A 15779-nucleotide genomic window follows, 5' to 3' on the forward strand; every position below is an offset into this window, starting at 1 on the left:
GGTTGCGTCAAGGTCTAGCTCCGCGAGAGCGGCCCTGTCAATGTTTTGTCCAGACATTCGGACTACCTATTGACACCTTTCGGTTCCGGCCTGAAGCTGGCCGCCATGACGTCGTTGTCACCTCAGTCCTCACTCTCGCGCATCCGGATCGGCTCGGCGCCCGACTCCTGGGGTGTGTGGTTCCCCGACGACCCTCAGCAGGTCCCCTGGCAGCGCTTCCTCGACGAGGTGGCGGCGGCCGGCTACGAGTGGATCGAGCTGGGCCCCTACGGCTATCTGCCGAAGGACCCCGCCGTTCTCGCCGAGGAGACGGCCAAACGTGGCCTGAAGGTGTCGGCCGGCACGGTCTTCACCGGGCTGCACCACGGCCCCGACGTCTGGGAGAAGACCTGGGCGCACGTCGCCGACAACGCGGTCCTCGCCCAGGCCATGGGCGCCGAGCACCTCGTCGTCATCCCCTCCTTCTGGCGGGACGACAAGACGGGCGAGGTGCTGGAGCCCAGCGAGCTGACCGTCGAGCAGTGGCGGCACCTGACCCAGCTCACCGAGCGGCTCGGGCGGGAGGTGCGGGAGAGGTACGGCCTGAAGATCGTCGTCCACCCGCACGCCGACACCCACATCGACAGCGAGGAGAACGTCGTCCGCTTCCTGGACGGCACCGACTCCTCGGTGGTGTCGCTGTGCCTCGACACCGGGCACTACGCCTACTGCGGCGGCGACAGCGTCAAGCTGATCGAGACGTACGGCGAGCGCATCGGCTACCTGCACCTCAAGCAGGTCGACCCCGAGATCCTGGCGGACGTCCGGGCCAAGGGGACGCCGTTCGGGCCCGCCGTCGCGCAGGGTGTGATGTGCGAGCCGCCGAAGGGCGTACCCGAGCTGGGGCCGGTGCTCGCCGCCGCGCAGAAGCTGGACGTGGATCTGTTCGCGATCGTCGAGCAGGACATGTACCCGTGCGAGCCGGACGCTCCGCTGCCGATCGCCAAGAGGACGCGGGCGTTCCTGAGGAGTTGCGGGGCGTAGGTCTCCTGGGCTCGGGAGGGAGTGGGGGCTGTGGGACGTTCGAGGCCGCGGGTTCGTCGTGGCCTGTCGCGCAGTTCCCCGCGCCCCTTCGGGGGCGGGCGACGGCTTTGCGGGTGACCCTCGTTCGTCACCACGGTCGCAAATGACACCCCTTTGTCACAGATGTCACGCGTACGCGGGGGTTGTGTCACGTGTGGCCCACTGCAGCTTCCCGGTGATCACTGTGCGTCGTTGAGCGAGCACAGGCTTGTGATCGCCAGCGCAGCGCCCGGCTCCCCCGACGGTCTTCCCGGCCGCCACCGCGGTGCGCGCGGGGAGGTGCCACAGATGACCGACCGACGCCTCTGGTCGTACAAGGACATCGCGGCGCACATCCGTGTGCAGCCCGACACCGTCCGCTCGTACCGCAAACACGGGTTGCTGCCGCCGCCCGACCATGTGGAGGCCGGCAAGCCCTACTGGTACGCGGACACGGTCCGTGCCTGGGTCGCTTCCAGACCGGGCAACCGCGGGCGCAGGCAGGTCGACTGACCACCACGCTCAGGGTTAATCGCTTGCTCCGGCCTCCGCCCGCTGCCAAGGATGCCGGGATGAGCTTCTCCGTGAAACCCGTGCTCACCGGTGAGCGGACCGCCCTGCGTCCCTTCGCCGCGGACGACACCCCCGTGATGGCCCGCATCCTGGCCGACCCGGACGTCATCCGGCTCACCGGCAGCCAGGACGGACCGTACGAGCCGGAGCGGCTGCGCACCTGGTACGGCAACCGCAACGAGCAGACGGACCGTCTCGATCTCGGCATCGTGGACCGGGCGAGCGGTGAGCTGGTGGGCGAGGTCGTGCTCAACGAGTGGGACGAGCCCAACCGCAGCTGCTGCCTCCGCATCCTGATCGGTCCCGGCGGGCGGGACCGGGGGCTGGGCACGGAGGCCGTGCGGCTGACGGCGGGCCACGCCTTCGAACGACTCGGTATGCACCGCGTCTCGCTGTATGTCTTCACCCACAATCCCCGGGCCCGGCGCGCCTACGAGAAGGCCGGGTTCGTGGCCGAGGGCGTGGAGCGGCAGTCGCTGTGGCAGGACGGGCAGTGGATCGACGCCGTACGGATGTCGATCCTCGCCCCCGAGTGGACCGCGCATCGTGGACGGCCGGGGACCGACCGGGCCGACGTCACGGCTCGCTGACCGTCAGAGCCGTTCCGCCCACGGCTCGATGACCGTCACCCCGCTGCCCGGTGCGGTGCCCATCGCGGCGAGCGCCGCGGGGACCGCGTCCAGCGGGATCGTCGATGTCACCAGGAGGTGGGGGCGCAGAACACCCGAGCGGACCAGTTCCAGCATGGGCGGGTAGGCGTGGGCCGCCATGCCGTGGCTGCCGAGGAGCTCCAGTTCCAGGGCGATCGCGCGGGCCATGGGGACGGGGGTGGTGCCGGTCGACGACGGGAGCAGGCCCACCTGGACGTGGCGGCCGCGGCGGCGGAGACTGCCGACCGAGGCCGCGCAGGTGACCGGGGAGCCGAGGGCGTCCAGCGAGAGATGGGCGCCGCCGCCGGTGAGGTCGCGCACCGCCTCGGCCGTGTCCCCCGCCGTCGAGGCGTCCACGCAGGCCGACGCGCCGAACGTCCGCGCCAGGTCCAGGGCCTGGGGCGAGACGTCGACGGCGACGACCTGGGCCCCGGCGGACGCCGCGATCATCACCGCGGACAGGCCCACTCCTCCGCAGCCGTGCACGGCGACCCATTCGCCCGCCGCGACCCGGCCCTGCGCGACCACCGCCCGGAACGCCGTGGCGAACCGGCAGCCCAGGGAGGCCGCCGTGCCGTACGACAGTCCGTCCGGCAGTGCCACCAGGTTCACGTCGGCGTGGTCCAGGGCCACGTACTGGGCGAACGATCCCCAGTGCGTGAACCCCGGCTGGGTCTGCCGCTCGCACACCTGCTGGTCCCCGGCCGCACAGGCGGCACAGGCGCCGCAGGCGCAGACGAACGGGACGGTGACCCGGTCACCGGGGTGCCAGCGGGTCACCCGGGCGCCGACCTCCTCGACCACCCCGGCGAGCTCATGGCCGGGGACGTGCGGCGGGGTGATGTCGGGGTCGTGACCCATCCAGGCGTGCCAGTCGCTGCGGCACAGTCCGGTGGCCTCGACACGTACGACCACGCCGTGGGCCGCCGGGGCGGGGTCCGGCACCTCCCGTACCTCGGCCGGCTCGCCGAACCGCTCGAACACCACCGCGCGCATACGCCCTCACCCTCACCGACCGGCCAAAGATCCTTCCGGTGAAGGCTAAGGGCTGTGCCGTAACCACCGGCGGGCGCACGACGCCGGCTACGCCACCTCGCCGCGTTGCCGGAACGCCCGCACACGTCCGGTTCGCGGACGCCCCTCCGCCTTGCGACGCTCCCCCACTGTCTGAACGGCGTGGGAGGTGCCCCCAGCATCCGACGCCGTGCCCTGATCCACCGCGGATCACGGGACAGCCCTCAGCCGGAGATCTCCACCTTGTCGTGGTCGCTCTGCCGGTCGGCGCCGCTCTCCTTCTCGACGCCGCTCTCCTCGCCGCGGTCGCTCGCCTTGACCTTCTCGGACGCGGTGGTCGGGGCGGGCGTGGTGCTCTCGGCCTCGGTCCCGGTGTCGGCCACGGTCGCGGGCGGGGCCGACTCCCCCTCGCTCAGGCCGAACCGTGCGTGGAACCTGCGCAGCGGAGCCGGGGCCCACCAGGTGGCGGGACCCGTGAGCCGCATGACGGCAGGCACCAACAGGCTGCGCACGATCATCGCGTCCATGAGCACGGCGAGGGCGAGGCCCAGGCCGAGCATCTTGGTGTTCGTCACCCGTGAGGTGCCGATGGCGATCATCACGACGGCCAGGATGACGGCGGCGGCGGTGATGAGGCCGCCGGTGCGCTGGAGGCCGAAACGGACGGAGGCGGTGTGGTCGCCGGTGTGGTCGTACTCCTCCTTGATGCGGGAGAGCAGGAAGACGCCGTAGTCCATGGAGAGGCCGAAGGCCACGCAGAACATCAGCACCGGGAGGGTCGTCTCGATGGAGCCGGAGCTGGTGAAGCCCAACAGGCCGGAGAGGTGACCCTCCTGGAAGACCCAGATCATCGCGCCGAACATCGCGGTGAGGCTGAGCGCGTTGAGCAGGACCGCCTGGAGGGGGACCAGCACACTGCCGGTCAGCAGGAAGACGAGCAGGAGGGTGACCACGGCGATGAAGGAGAGCGCCAGGGGCAGGCCGCCGGCTATCGCCGCCTTGGTGTCGACCAGGACCGCGCCCGCGCCCGTCACCGACGTCTTGAACGGGGCGTCGGCCGCCTGTGCCCGTATGTCGTGGACCAGGTCCTGCACGGCCTCGTCGACCACGTCGCCCTTCGGCTGGACGGCGAAGTAGGCCGCGTCGCCGTCGACCACGGGGCCGTCCACCCGGAGCACATCGGGCAGGGCGGCGATCGCGTCCTTGTACGCGGCGTACTCGGCCTTGGTCGCCCCGCCCTCGGCGAGGATCTCCAGGCCGCCGCCGGGGGTGCCCGGGAAGTCCTCCCGGATGTGCTGCTGGACGACACGGGACTCGGCGGACGAGGGAAGCTGACGGTCGTCGGCCGAGCCGAACTTCACGCCGAGGAAGGGCAGCCCGAGGAGGACCAGGCCGGCGGTGGTGGCGATGGCGAAGAAGGGGGCGCGGCGCATGACGAAGGCGGCCGTGCGGCCCCAGGCGGCACCCTCCTCCCGCGCGGGAGCCCCCTCGGCCCTGCGGCGCTTGAACAGCTTGCGCAGGTCGAGGGCGTTGACCCGCTCGCCCAGCAGCACCAGGACCGCCGGGAGCACGGCCAGGGCCGCCACCGCGGCGAGCAGGACGACCGCGATTCCGGCGTAGGCGATGGACTTCAGGAAGGACTGGGGGAAGACCGCCATGGCGGCCAGTGAGACGGCGACCGTGAGCGCCGAGAAGAGGACCGTGCGCCCGGCGGTGCGCAGGGTGGTGGCCACGGCGGCCACGGGTTCGGCGCCGACGGACAGCTCCTCCCGGAAGCGGCGCACGATGAACAGCGCGTAGTCGATCGCGAGGCCGAGGCCCATGGCCGTGGTGAGGTTCAGCGCGAAGATCGAGACGTCGGTCAGCTCCGTGAGGCCGCGCAGGATCGCATTGGTGCCGAGGATGGCGACGACGCCCACGACCAGCGGCAGCAGGGCGGCGACCGCGCTGCCGAAGGCCATCACCAGCAGCACCAGGGTCACCGGCAGGGCGATCAGCTCGGCGCGCAGGAGGTCCTCCTGGATGATCGTCTGCATCTCGTGGCGCACGGCCACGATGCCGCCGACCTTGACCTGGACCGGGCCGTGTGTGCCGCGGAACTCGGGCGTGATGCGGTCCAGCGTCTTGTTCATCGTGGTCTCGTCGCCGGTCAGGCGGGCCGCTATCAGCGCCTCCCGGCCGTCCTCGGCGCGGAGGGTGGGAGCACCGGTCAGCCAGTAGGAGCCGACGCCCGTGACGCCCTTCTCGGCGGCGAGCCGCTCCGTCAGCCGCTTCGCCTCGGCGGCGACCTCCGGATCGTCGACCGAGGCGTCGCCCGCGTCGACCAGCAGCAACAGGTTGGGCTGGGAGTCGGGGAACTCGCGCTGCAACGCCTTGGTCGCATAGGTGGACTCGGCCTTGGGGTCCTCCCAGCCTCCACTGCTCAGGCGGTCGGCGACATCGCCGCCCGCGACGACCGCGAGGGCGGTGATCAGCAGGGCCACGAGCAGGGAGAGCCGGGGACGCGCGGTCACCAGTCTGGTCCAGCCTCCCGGTCGGGGTGGCCTGTTGACTTCGGTCATGGTGCGGTGTCCTCTTCAGTCTGATCCGTGCTGAGCGCAGCCGGGCAGTTGGGAGCGCCAAGCCATAAGCTTGCAAACACGAGAGATCGCTCGCGTTTCACCAGAATGCGAGCGACCACTCGTGTTTGTCAATCAGGTCCGAGAAGCTGGGGACAACCGCATGCCCACCCACCAGGAGCAGGAACAGCCGCGCCGCCGCCAGGCCCGCGGCGAGCGCCGCATCGCCCAACTCCTCGAAGCCGCGGCCTCGGTGTTCACGTCGATCGGGTACGCGGCCGCGAGCACCAACGCGATCGCCCGCGAGGCGGGTGTCTCACCGGGCACCCTGTACCAGTTCTTCCCCAACAAGGAAGCGATCGCGATCGAACTGGGCCAGCGACTGATGGCCGAGATGCGGGCGGCGTACGGCGAGGCGCTCGCACCGGTCGATCCCGCGACCCCACTGGAGCAGGCCGTGGCGGCAGCCGTCGACCGCTTCATCGACTTCAACTGCCAGAACCCGGTGTTCTTCACCCTCATGCACGGCCCGGACGTCCCCGGCCGGATGGCGGAGGAACACGACGCCCTGCACAACACCCTGATCACCCGGGTCGAGGACCTGCTCTCCCCGTTCCTGCCCGACCGGCCGGCCGCCGAGATCACGCGCATCGCGCACGTCTGCATGGCCATCTACAAGGCGGGGCTCGAACTGGTCCTCCCCAGCGAGGGCGCCGACCGCGAGGCCTACGTCCAGGAGCTGAAGAACGTCCTGCTCCGCTACCTCGACCCGATGGTGGGCGATCACCTCAGGGGCCTGTCGGCGCCCTCCGCCGCGCCCCGCACCCCCTGAGCCCGCACCCCCCTGTACCCGCGCGCCCCATCCGGCCCGGCATCCCCGCCTTGGATTTATACCCCCTAGGGGTATAGGGTGGCTGTCCTGAAGGGTTACACGTACCCGCACACCCCGATGAGGAGCAACGACATGACTGCCCAGACCGACACCCCCGGTTCCGTCACCACCGTCTACAAGGTGAGCGGTATGAGCTGCGGCCACTGCGAAGGCGCCGTCTCCGGCGAGATCTCCGAGATCGCGGGCGTCTCCTCGGTGCAGGCCGTCGCCTCCAGCGGCGAGGTCACCGTGGTCTCGGCCGCCCCGCTCGAAGAGGAGGCCGTGCGCGCCGCCGTCGACGAGGCCGGCTTCGAGCTGGTCGGCACCGTCTGAGAACCGCCCGCCCAGGCGGGGCCCCGCCCCGCCCCGGGCCGCACCTTCGCACGCACCCCCGGAGCACGGACACGGACATGACCAGCACCACCGCAGCCGTCCCGACAGCCGGGCCCGCCCATGAGGTCGAGCTGGCGATCGGCGGAATGACCTGCGCCTCCTGCGCGGCCCGCGTCGAGAAGAAGCTCAACCGCCTCGACGGCGTCACCGCCACGGTGAACTACGCGACGGAGAAGGCGAAGATCACCTACCCTTCGGGGATCGCGGTCGCCGATCTGATCGCCACCGTGGTGAAGACGGGCTACACGGCCGAGGAGCCGCCGCCCCCGGCACCCCCTCAGGAGGACCGGGAGCCGGTCGCGGACGCCCCCGAGGAGGACCCCGAGCTCGCCGCCCTGTGGCAGCGTCTCACCGTCTCGGCGTTGCTGGCCGCCCCGGTGATCCTCATGTCCATGATCCCGGCCCTCCAGTTCGACAACTGGCAGTGGCTCTCGCTGACGCTGGCCGCGCCGGTCGTCGTGTGGGGCGGGCTGCCCTTCCACCGAGCCGCGTTCACCAACCTCCGGCACGGCGCGGCCACGATGGACACGCTGGTCTCGCTCGGTACGCTCGCGGCGTTCGGCTGGTCCCTGTGGGCCCTGTTCCTGGGGCACGCGGGCATGCCGGGCATGCGGCACGGCTTCGAGTTCGGCGGGTCCCGCACGGCCGGCTCGTCCACCGTCTATCTGGAGGTGGCCGCCGGGGTCGTCGCGTTCATCCTGCTGGGCCGTTGGCTGGAGGCCCGCTCCAAGCGCCGGGCGGGCGCCGCCCTCAAGGCGCTGCTGCGGCTGGGCGCCAAGGACGTCTCGGTGCTGCGCGAGGGCCGGGAGACCAGGATCCCGGTCGAACGGCTCGTGGTCGGCGACCGTTTCGTCGTACGGCCCGGCGAGAAGTTCGCCACCGACGGCACCGTCGTCGAGGGCGCCTCCGCCGTCGACGCGTCGATGCTGACCGGCGAGTCCGTGCCGGTGGACGTGACCGTCGGCGACGCCGTCACGGGCGCGACGGTGAACGCCGGCGGCCGGCTCGTCGTCGAGGCGACCCGGGTGGGCGCGGACACCCAGCTGGCGCGGATGGCCCGGCTGGTGGAGGACGCGCAGAACGGCAAGGCGGAGGTACAGCGGCTCGCCGACCGGATCTCGGCCGTGTTCGTGCCCGTCGTCCTCCTGATCGCGGTGGCCACGTTCGGCACCTGGCTCGGTGCCACGGACGACACGACCGCGGCCTTCACCGCCGCCGTCGCGGTCCTGATCATCGCCTGCCCCTGTGCGCTGGGCCTCGCCACACCGACCGCGCTGATGGTCGGCACGGGCCGCGGCGCCCAGCTCGGCATCCTCATCCGGGGCCCCGAGGTGCTGGAGTCCACCCGCCGGGTCGACACCGTCGTCCTGGACAAGACCGGCACGGTCACCACCGGCCGGATGGCCCTCCGGAAGGTGTACGCCGCCGAGGGGGTCCCCGAGGAAGCGGTCCTGCGGCTCGCGGGCGCCGTCGAACACGCCTCCGAACACCCCGTCGCACGGGCCGTCGCCACCGGCGCCGAGGAGCGGCTCAGCAGCCCCCTGCCCCCCGTCGAGCACTTCCGGAACGTCCCCGGAAAGGGCGTACAGGGCCGCGTGGCGGGCCATGACATCCAGGTCGGCCGGATCCATGACGGACCCCTTCCCGAGACGCTCGAGGCGGCGAAGGAGGCCGCCGAGGACGAGGGGCACACGGCGGTCGTGGTGACCCGCGACGGCACGGCCCTCGGCGTCCTGACCGTCGCCGACGCGGTCAAGGACACCAGCGCCGAGGCCGTCCGGCGGCTGCGTGCGCTCGGGCTGACCCCGGTCCTGCTGACCGGGGACAACGCCAGGGTGGCCCGGTCCGTGGCCACGGCCGTCGGCATCTCCCCCGAGCAGGTGATCGCCGAGGTCCTGCCCCAGGACAAGGTCGAGGTCGTACGGCGACTCCAGGGCGAGGGCCGCACGGTCGCGATGGTCGGGGACGGGGTCAACGACGCCGCCGCGCTCGCCACCGCCGATCTGGGGCTCGCCATGGGCACGGGCACGGACGCGGCGATCGAGGCGAGTGACCTCACGCTCGTCCGCGGCGACCTGCGGGTGGCCGCCGACGCCATCCGGCTGTCCCGCCGCACCCTGGCCACGATCAAGGGGAACCTGATCTGGGCCTTCGGCTACAACGTGGCCGCGCTGCCGCTGGCCGCCGCCGGACTGCTGAACCCGATGATCGCGGGCGCCGCTATGGCCTTTTCGTCCGTTTTCGTGGTTACGAACAGCTTGCGACTGAGGTCGTTCTCGTGACGACCGGGCAAAAGTCCCTCTAGAGTCCGGAAGCAGCCTCACATAAGCTCTTCACAAGGCTCGCGCATCTTCCTTACGCTGGGACCTCGGTCGCCGTATCGGGTCTCTTGCGCATCTTCAGGACATAAGGCAAGAGACGCAGATCACAGTGACGGGAACGTAACCAACGAAGGGGTTCGTGAGTCTAAGTTGGCGATGTCAGAAGCGTCTTGGGGGGCGCGACTGGCATCTGGGGATGTCTTGGGGGACGTTCCCGGAATTGCGTTGCCGGGGCACGTGCCCGGGGAGCTTTGAGCGGCCCTCCCGTACGTACGCGTCCCGGCAGACCGCACATCACGCACAACATCTCCATATACGCAGGACGGGCCCCGCTCGTTCTGCTCAGCGATTCAGGCGCTGGTCCACCAGACGCCCGGCCGGATCCCGTGGGGGGAATCCGCACCGGGACATGGGAAGGCGCCCTGCTCGCCGGCCCGTGGGGGGACCAGCGGCGCAGGGCGCCTTCTTTCTGTGCCCGTACAGGCGTTCCACGCCCGTACGGGCTTTCCGTGCGTACACGGGGCCGCGCGCATCCGGCGGGCCGGAGCACCCGAAACATGAGGGCCGGAGCACCCGACATATGAGGGCCGGAGCACCCGATACATCGGGGGCCGGACCGACCGAACCCGTGGGCCGGTAAACCGAAAGGGGCGCGGGGAACCGGAAGACCGGCTCTCACGCGCCCGCAGACGGGAACGACCTCGGCGGGGCCTTAGCGGGCCTCGACCGGAACGAAGTCGCGCTCGACGACACCCGTGTAGATCTGGCGCGGACGGCCGATACGGGAGCCCGGCTCCTTGATCATCTCGTGCCACTGGGCGATCCAGCCCGGCAGCCGGCCGAGGGCGAACAGGACCGTGAACATCTCGGTCGGGAAGCCCATCGCGCGGTAGATCAGACCGGTGTAGAAGTCCACGTTCGGGTAGAGGCTGCGCGAGACGAAGTAGTCGTCGGAGAGCGCGTGCTCCTCCAGCTTCAGGGCGATGTCCAGCAGCTCGTCGGACTTGCCGAGCGCGGAGAGGACATCGTGGGCGGCGGCCTTGATGATCTTGGCGCGCGGGTCGAAGTTCTTGTAGACCCGGTGGCCGAAGCCCATCAGACGGACGCCGTCCTCCTTGTTCTTCACCTTGCGGATGAAGGAGTCGACGTCGCCGCCGGCGTCGCGGATGCCCTCCAGCATCTCCAGGACGGACTGGTTGGCGCCGCCGTGCAGCGGGCCCCACAGCGCGGAGATACCGGCGGAGATCGAGGCGAACATGTTCGCCTGCGAGGAGCCGACGAGGCGGACCGTCGAGGTCGAACAGTTCTGCTCGTGGTCCGCGTGGAGGATGAGGAGCTTGTCGAGGGCCGAGACGACGACCGGGTCGAGCTCGTACTCCTGGGCGGGGACCGAGAAGGTCATGCGCAGGAAGTTCTCGACGTAGCCCAGGTCGTTGCGCGGGTAGACGAACGGGTGACCGATCGACTTCTTGTACGCGTAGGCGGCGATCGTCGGAAGCTTCGCGAGCAGACGGATCGTGGAGAGGTTGCGCTGCCGCTCGTCGAACGGGTTGTGGCTGTCCTGGTAGAACGTCGACAGGGCGCTGACCACGGAGGAAAGCATCGCCATCGGGTGGGCGTCCCGGGGGAAGCCCCGGTAGAAGTTCTTGACGTCCTCGTGCAGCAGCGTGTGCTGGGTGATCTCGTTCTTGAAGCTGGAGAGCTCGTCGACCGTCGGCAGCTCGCCGTTGATCAGCAGGTAGGCGACCTCCAGGAAGGTGGAGCGCTCGGCCAGCTGCTCGATCGGGTAGCCGCGGTAGCGGAGGATGCCCGCCTCGCCGTCGAGATAGGTGATGGCGGATTTATAGGCGGCGGTGTTCCCGTAACCGCTGTCCAGGGTGACCAGACCGGTCTGGGCCCGGAGCTTCCCGATGTCGAAGCCCTTGTCGCCGACGGTGCTGTCGATCACCGGGTAGGTGTACTCGCCGTCGCCGTACCGCAGTACTACAGAGTTGTCGCTCACGTCTTCCCTCACCGACGTAGTGCCTCATCTTCGAGGTGCCCTGACTGTCTCTACCATCCCCCAATTGGCTCAGGAGAGTGCACTCGGGGTCGACCATCGGGCCTGCCGGCGGCACTGAGTGCCGCCAACTTGCTCATCCTGCCCGCTCCGTCCGGCATCTGGAAGGGCTGTGTGACCTTTGCGACTCATTTGATCGATCAAATTTCACTCACGTGACGCCGGGGAGTCGCGAGAGGACCCCTCGCCGGTCCCTCATGTAGATCCTGCGGGCTACAGGGCCCTGGGCGCGAGCCGGAAGTCGAGGGCCGTATACCGGCGGCCCGCGGAAACCGTGCGCACCGCCTGGCCGATGGCCTTGCGGGAGCCGACGAGGACGACCAGTTTCTTCGCCCGGGTCACCGCTGTGTAGAGCAGATTGCGCTGGAGCATCATCCAGGCGCCGGTGGTGACCGGGACGACCACCGCCGGGTACTCGCTGCCCTGGGACCGGTGGATGGTCACCGCGTAGGCGTGTGCCAGTTCGTCCAGCTCGTCGAACTCGTAGGCCACCTCCTCGTCCTCGTCGGTGAGGACCGTCAGGCGCTGGTCGACCGGGTCGAGCGCGGTGACCACCCCGACGGTGCCGTTGAAGACGCCGTTGGCGCCCTTCTCGTAGTTGTTGCGGATCTGGGTGACCTTGTCGCCGACGCGGAAGACCCGGCCGCCGAACCGCTTCTCGGGCAGGTCGGGGCGGGCCGGGGTGATGGCCTGCTGCAACAGGCCGTTGAGGGTGCCGGCGCCGGCCGGGCCCCGGTGCATCGGCGCGAGCACCTGGACGTCCCGCCGGGGGTCCAGACCGAACTTGGCCGGAATCCGACGGGCCGCCACATCCACGGTGAGCCGCCCGGCGGCCTCCGTGTCGTCCTCCACGAAGAGGAAGAAGTCCTTCATGCCGTCCGTGACCGGGTGGTGCCCGGAGTTGATCCGGTGCGCGTTGGTCACCACTCCGGACTGCTGGGCCTGACGGAAGACCTTGGTGAGGCGGACAGCGGGGACGGGACCGCCGTCGGCGAGCAGATCGCGCAGGACCTCGCCGGCGCCGACGCTGGGCAGCTGGTCGACGTCCCCGACCAACAGCAGATGTGCGCCCGGGGGCACCGCCTTCACCAGCTTGTTGGCGAGGAGGAGGTCCAGCATGGACGCCTCGTCGACGACCACGAGGTCGGCGTCGAGGGGACGGTCCTTGTCGTAGGCCGCGTCGCCGCCGGGCTTCAGCTCCAGGAGGCGGTGGACCGTGGACGCCTCGGCGCCGGTCAGTTCGGCGAGGCGTTTGGCGGCGCGGCCGGTGGGGGCGGCGAGGACGACCTTGGCCTTCTTGGCGCGGGCCAGCTCCACGATCGAGCGGACCGTGAAGGACTTCCCGCAGCCGGGGCCGCCGGTCAGCACGGCCACCTTCTCGGTGAGCGCGAGCCGGACGGCGGCCTCCTGCTCGGGAGCCAGCTCCGCGCCCGTGCGGCCCCTGAGCCAGGACAGCGCCTTGTCCCAGGCCACGTCGCGGAAGCCGGGCATACGGTCCTCGTCCGTGCGCAGCAGGCGCGACAGCTGGGCGGACAGGGACAGTTCGGCGCGGTGGAAGGGGACCAGGTAGATGGCGGTGACCGGGTCTCCCCCGTCCTGGCCGGGGACCTTCTCCCGGACGACACCGGGCTCGCCGGAGTCCTCGTCCGGCTCGGACAGCTCCGCAAGGCACTCGATGACCAGGCCCGTGTCGACCTGGAGGAGCTTGACCGCGTCGGCGATCAGCCGCTCCTCGGGGAGGAAGCAGTGGCCCTGGTCGGTGGACTGCGAAAGGGCGTACTGGAGACCCGCCTTGACGCGCTCCGGGCTGTCGTGCGGGATGCCGACCGACTGGGCGATCTTGTCGGCGGTGAGGAAGCCGATGCCCCAGACGTCGGCGGCGAGGCGGTAGGGCTGGTTCTTCACGACTCCGATCGAGGCGTCACCGTACTTCTTGTAGATGCGCACGGCGATGGACGTGGACACCTCGACCGTCTGCAGGAAGAGCATCACCTCCTTGATCGCCTTCTGCTCCTCCCAGGCGTCGGCGATCTTCTTGGTCCGCTTCGGTCCGAGACCGGGAACCTCGATGAGGCGCTTCGGCTCCTCCTCGATGATCTTCAGGGTGTCCAGCCCGAAGTGCTGGGTGATGCGGTCGGCGAAGACCGGGCCGATGCCCTTGACCAGGCCGGATCCCAGATACCGGCGGATGCCCTGGACGGTGGCCGGCAGGACCGTCGTGTAGTTCTCCACGGTGAACTGCTTGCCGTACTGCGGGTGGGAGCCCCAGCGGCCCTCCATGCGCAGCGACTCGCCGACCTGGGCGCCGAGCAGCGCGCCGACGACGGTGAGCAGGTCACCGCCGCCGCGGCCGGTGTCCACGCGGGCGACCGTGTAGCCGTTCTCCTCGTTGGCGTACGTGATGCGCTCCAGGACGCCTTCGAGCACGGCGAGCCGACGCTCCCCGGTCCCCTCCTGGGAGGCCGTCTGATTGGGCATGATCCGACGTTACAGCGAGGGTGTGACAGCGGCGGGGCCAGTGCCGCCGCACCCGGGCCGCCGCCGGGCGTCAGCGGCGGGGGTGCGCCTTCAGGGCTTCGAGGAAGGGGGCGAAGGCGGCGACGGGGAAGGTGAGGGTGGGGGCTCCGGGGGTCTTGGAGTCGCGGAGGGATATGCGGGTGGGGGTGGTGGCTATCTCCACGCACTCGTTGCCGTCTCCGGGGCCCGAGTAGGACGACTTCCGCCAGTTGTCCATAGGGTTCCTCACAGTTCCTTGGCCAGCCTGTGGATGAACTCACGCGACTGTGCGGGATCGAGCGACGCGTCCTCCACCTTACGAAAGCTCGTTCGGTAGGTGTGGAGCTGGGCTTCGGAATCGATGAAGGCCGATCCGTGGAGCGCGTCACGGACCACCGTGTCCAGCTTGGGCAGGGAGCCGCCCACGTAGGTCATCGTGCCTGCGGCACTGGCGAAGCCGTCCAGATCGAACGGGATGACGCGCACGGTGATGTGCTCCGCCTCGGAGAGCTCAACCAGTTGGTTCAGTTGGGCCCTTGAGGTGTCACGGCCACTGACTCTGATCCGGAGTGCCGCCTCATGGATCACCGCCTCGTAGGGGACGGTGAACCGCTGGCGCGCCTTTCGATGCTGGACGCGCAACTCGATTTCCTCGCCGGTGAGTTCCGGCACTCGGGACGAGAAGACCGCACGTGAGTACTCCTCGGTCTGCAACAGGCCGGGCACGTAGAGGATCGCCACGTGGCGTAGAAACCGAGCGTGGTGCTCCAGTTCGGAGAGGTCCAGGAAAGGGGTGGGCAGCAAGCCCCGGTATTCCTCCCACCAGCCTCGTGTGCGATCGGTAGCCATCGCGACCAGGGCGTCGATGAACTCCTCGTCCGTGCAGGCGTAGTGGGACGCAAGGCGGCGGAGCCTCAGCTCGCTCACGCCCGCGAGCGCGGACTCGATATGGGTGATCTGTGCGGGGCTCACTCCGAGCAGTGACGCCGCCTCTCGGGAGGAAAGCCCTGCCGCCTCGCGGAGCTTGCGCAGCTCAGTGGCCAGACGCATCTGACGTGCCGTCGGCTCGCGCCTCTTCACCATCGAATGGCCCTCCTCAGACGCCCACAGGCGCGACTCGTTCGGCGTCAGATTACGCGACCGAGTTGCAGCGTCCCTAGATTTAGATCTACCGCCTGTGACGCAACGTACACGCTACGGAAGCGCACCGCCCCTTCTGCCACGACGGCGGCGGCACTGCCACCCTGCGTGAACCTCCCCTCACCTGACCGGAGTTGATGACCCATGCCCGAAACCAGGGACTACACCCTCCACATCCCCAACGACCCCAGAGCCGTCACCATCTGCCGCCGCACCCTGCGCCCTGATCTTGACCATGCACGGCCTCATCAGCCTCGTGGACACCGCGGAGCTGCTCGCGACCGAGCTGGTCTCCAACGCCGTACTGCACACGAAAGGACCCGCCGCGCTCCGGGTGCGGCGGTCACCGGAGGGGATGGTGTGGATCGGGGCGTGGGACGCCGACCCCGAACCACCTGAGCCCCCACAGCGGCTGGAGCGGGTGGGCGAGCAGGAGGGCGGGCGGGGGCTGGGGCTCGTCGCGGCCTGTACGCAGTACTGGGGGTGGATGCCGTCCGCCAGGTTCGGCAGTCCGGGCAAGTACGTGTGGTGCGAGCTGGCGGCGGCGTAGGGGGCAGCCAGCCCCCTATAACGACACAGGAGGGGATACCGATGAACCACAACGCCCCACAGCGCGTTACCGCCGGACTTCTTCTACCGGTGCGACACCTGGCTCTGTCATGC

General features: G+C 70.0%; 12 protein-coding genes and 1 pseudogene. 7 read left to right on the forward strand and 6 right to left on the reverse strand.

The window, feature by feature from the left end; all coding sequences use genetic code 11:
• Positions 1 to 105: 105 nt before the first annotated feature.
• The 3 genes from ACZ43N_RS16795 (at position 106) to ACZ43N_RS16805 (ending at position 2204) form a co-directional block, all read left to right on the forward strand.
• A complete protein-coding gene (locus ACZ43N_RS16795) occupies positions 106 to 1023 on the forward strand; it encodes a sugar phosphate isomerase/epimerase family protein (protein ID WP_468098209.1) in 918 nt (305 codons plus the stop codon).
• Positions 1024 to 1350: 327 nt separating this feature from the next.
• Positions 1351 to 1554 (forward strand): helix-turn-helix transcriptional regulator, encoded by a 204-nt coding sequence (locus ACZ43N_RS16800; protein ID WP_468098210.1) that lies wholly within the window; start codon positions 1351 to 1353, stop codon positions 1552 to 1554.
• Positions 1555 to 1613: 59 nt separating this feature from the next.
• Positions 1614 to 2204 carry a GNAT family N-acetyltransferase gene (locus ACZ43N_RS16805; RefSeq protein ID WP_468098212.1) on the forward strand — a complete coding sequence of 197 codons (591 nt, stop codon included), beginning with the start codon at positions 1614 to 1616 and terminating at the stop codon, positions 2202 to 2204.
• A gap of 3 nt (positions 2205 to 2207) precedes the next feature.
• Here the strand turns inward: ACZ43N_RS16805 and ACZ43N_RS16810 are convergent, their stop codons facing one another.
• Both ACZ43N_RS16810 and ACZ43N_RS16815 read right to left on the reverse strand, forming a co-directional pair.
• Positions 2208 to 3260 carry a zinc-dependent alcohol dehydrogenase family protein gene (locus ACZ43N_RS16810; protein WP_468098214.1) on the reverse strand — a complete coding sequence of 351 codons (1053 nt, stop codon included), beginning with the start codon at positions 3258 to 3260 and terminating at the stop codon, positions 2208 to 2210.
• A 242-nt stretch (positions 3261 to 3502) separates the two neighbouring features.
• Complete coding sequence (locus ACZ43N_RS16815) at positions 3503 to 5839, reverse strand: MMPL family transporter (protein WP_468098216.1); 2337 nt, start codon at positions 5837 to 5839, stop codon at positions 3503 to 3505.
• 160 nt (positions 5840 to 5999) lie between these two features.
• Here ACZ43N_RS16815 and ACZ43N_RS16820 point away from each other — a divergent pair, with 160 nt between their 5' ends.
• The 3 genes from ACZ43N_RS16820 to ACZ43N_RS16830 all read left to right on the forward strand — a co-directional run bounded on the left by ACZ43N_RS16820 (position 6000) and on the right by ACZ43N_RS16830 (position 9382).
• The gene (locus tag ACZ43N_RS16820; RefSeq protein WP_468098217.1) at positions 6000 to 6668 is read left to right on the forward strand and encodes a TetR/AcrR family transcriptional regulator; all 669 of its coding nucleotides are present in this window, start codon (positions 6000 to 6002) and stop codon (positions 6666 to 6668) included.
• 132 nt (positions 6669 to 6800) lie between these two features.
• Positions 6801 to 7040, forward strand: a complete 240-nt coding sequence (locus ACZ43N_RS16825) for a heavy-metal-associated domain-containing protein (protein WP_468098218.1) — start codon at positions 6801 to 6803, stop codon at positions 7038 to 7040.
• Between the two features lie 77 nt (positions 7041 to 7117).
• Entirely contained in the window at positions 7118 to 9382 is a 2265-nt protein-coding gene (locus ACZ43N_RS16830) for a heavy metal translocating P-type ATPase (protein WP_468098219.1), read from the forward strand.
• Between the two features lie 751 nt (positions 9383 to 10133).
• On the opposite strand, the gene ACZ43N_RS16835 is transcribed toward ACZ43N_RS16830, so the two are convergent.
• The 4 genes from ACZ43N_RS16835 to ACZ43N_RS16850 form a co-directional block, all read right to left on the reverse strand.
• A complete protein-coding gene (locus tag ACZ43N_RS16835; protein WP_468071089.1) occupies positions 10134 to 11423 on the reverse strand; it encodes a citrate synthase in 1290 nt (429 codons plus the stop codon).
• Between the two features lie 270 nt (positions 11424 to 11693).
• Positions 11694 to 13958 carry an SF1B family DNA helicase RecD2 gene (recD2, locus tag ACZ43N_RS16840; protein WP_468098220.1) on the reverse strand — a complete coding sequence of 755 codons (2265 nt, stop codon included), beginning with the start codon at positions 13956 to 13958 and terminating at the stop codon, positions 11694 to 11696.
• A gap of 70 nt (positions 13959 to 14028) precedes the next feature.
• Positions 14029 to 14214: a DUF397 domain-containing protein gene (locus tag ACZ43N_RS16845; protein ID WP_468098221.1), complete on the reverse strand. Its 186-nt coding sequence runs from the start codon at positions 14212 to 14214 to the stop codon at positions 14029 to 14031.
• An 8-nt stretch (positions 14215 to 14222) separates the two neighbouring features.
• The gene (locus tag ACZ43N_RS16850) at positions 14223 to 15059 is read right to left on the reverse strand and encodes a helix-turn-helix domain-containing protein (RefSeq protein WP_468098222.1); all 837 of its coding nucleotides are present in this window, start codon (positions 15057 to 15059) and stop codon (positions 14223 to 14225) included.
• Positions 15060 to 15260: 201 nt separating this feature from the next.
• Between ACZ43N_RS16850 and ACZ43N_RS16855 the strand changes: the two are divergent.
• Positions 15261 to 15666: pseudogene (locus ACZ43N_RS16855) on the forward strand (ATP-binding protein).
• Positions 15667 to 15779: the final 113 nt, after the last annotated feature.

It is taken from the genome of Streptomyces sp. NPDC030814 (assembly GCF_055572155.1).

Bases quoted from the DNA above. Each gene is read 5' to 3' on its own strand.
- ACZ43N_RS16820 (WP_468098217.1), top strand. From the start codon at position 6,000: ATGCCCACCCACCAGGAGCAGGAACAGCCGCGCCGCCGCCAGGCCCGC.
- ACZ43N_RS16795 (WP_468098209.1), top strand. From the start codon at position 106: ATGACGTCGTTGTCACCTCAGTCCTCACTCTCGCGCATCCGGATCGGC.
- ACZ43N_RS16815 (WP_468098216.1), bottom strand. From the start codon at position 5,839: ATGACCGAAGTCAACAGGCCACCCCGACCGGGAGGCTGGACCAGACTG.
- ACZ43N_RS16810 (WP_468098214.1), bottom strand. From the start codon at position 3,260: ATGCGCGCGGTGGTGTTCGAGCGGTTCGGCGAGCCGGCCGAGGTACGG.
- ACZ43N_RS16830 (WP_468098219.1), top strand. From the start codon at position 7,118: ATGACCAGCACCACCGCAGCCGTCCCGACAGCCGGGCCCGCCCATGAG.
- recD2 (WP_468098220.1), bottom strand. From the start codon at position 13,958: ATGCCCAATCAGACGGCCTCCCAGGAGGGGACCGGGGAGCGTCGGCTC.
- ACZ43N_RS16800 (WP_468098210.1), top strand. From the start codon at position 1,351: ATGACCGACCGACGCCTCTGGTCGTACAAGGACATCGCGGCGCACATC.
- ACZ43N_RS16805 (WP_468098212.1), top strand. From the start codon at position 1,614: ATGAGCTTCTCCGTGAAACCCGTGCTCACCGGTGAGCGGACCGCCCTG.
- ACZ43N_RS16845 (WP_468098221.1), bottom strand. From the start codon at position 14,214: ATGGACAACTGGCGGAAGTCGTCCTACTCGGGCCCCGGAGACGGCAAC.
- ACZ43N_RS16850 (WP_468098222.1), bottom strand. From the start codon at position 15,059: ATGGTGAAGAGGCGCGAGCCGACGGCACGTCAGATGCGTCTGGCCACT.
- ACZ43N_RS16825 (WP_468098218.1), top strand. From the start codon at position 6,801: ATGACTGCCCAGACCGACACCCCCGGTTCCGTCACCACCGTCTACAAG.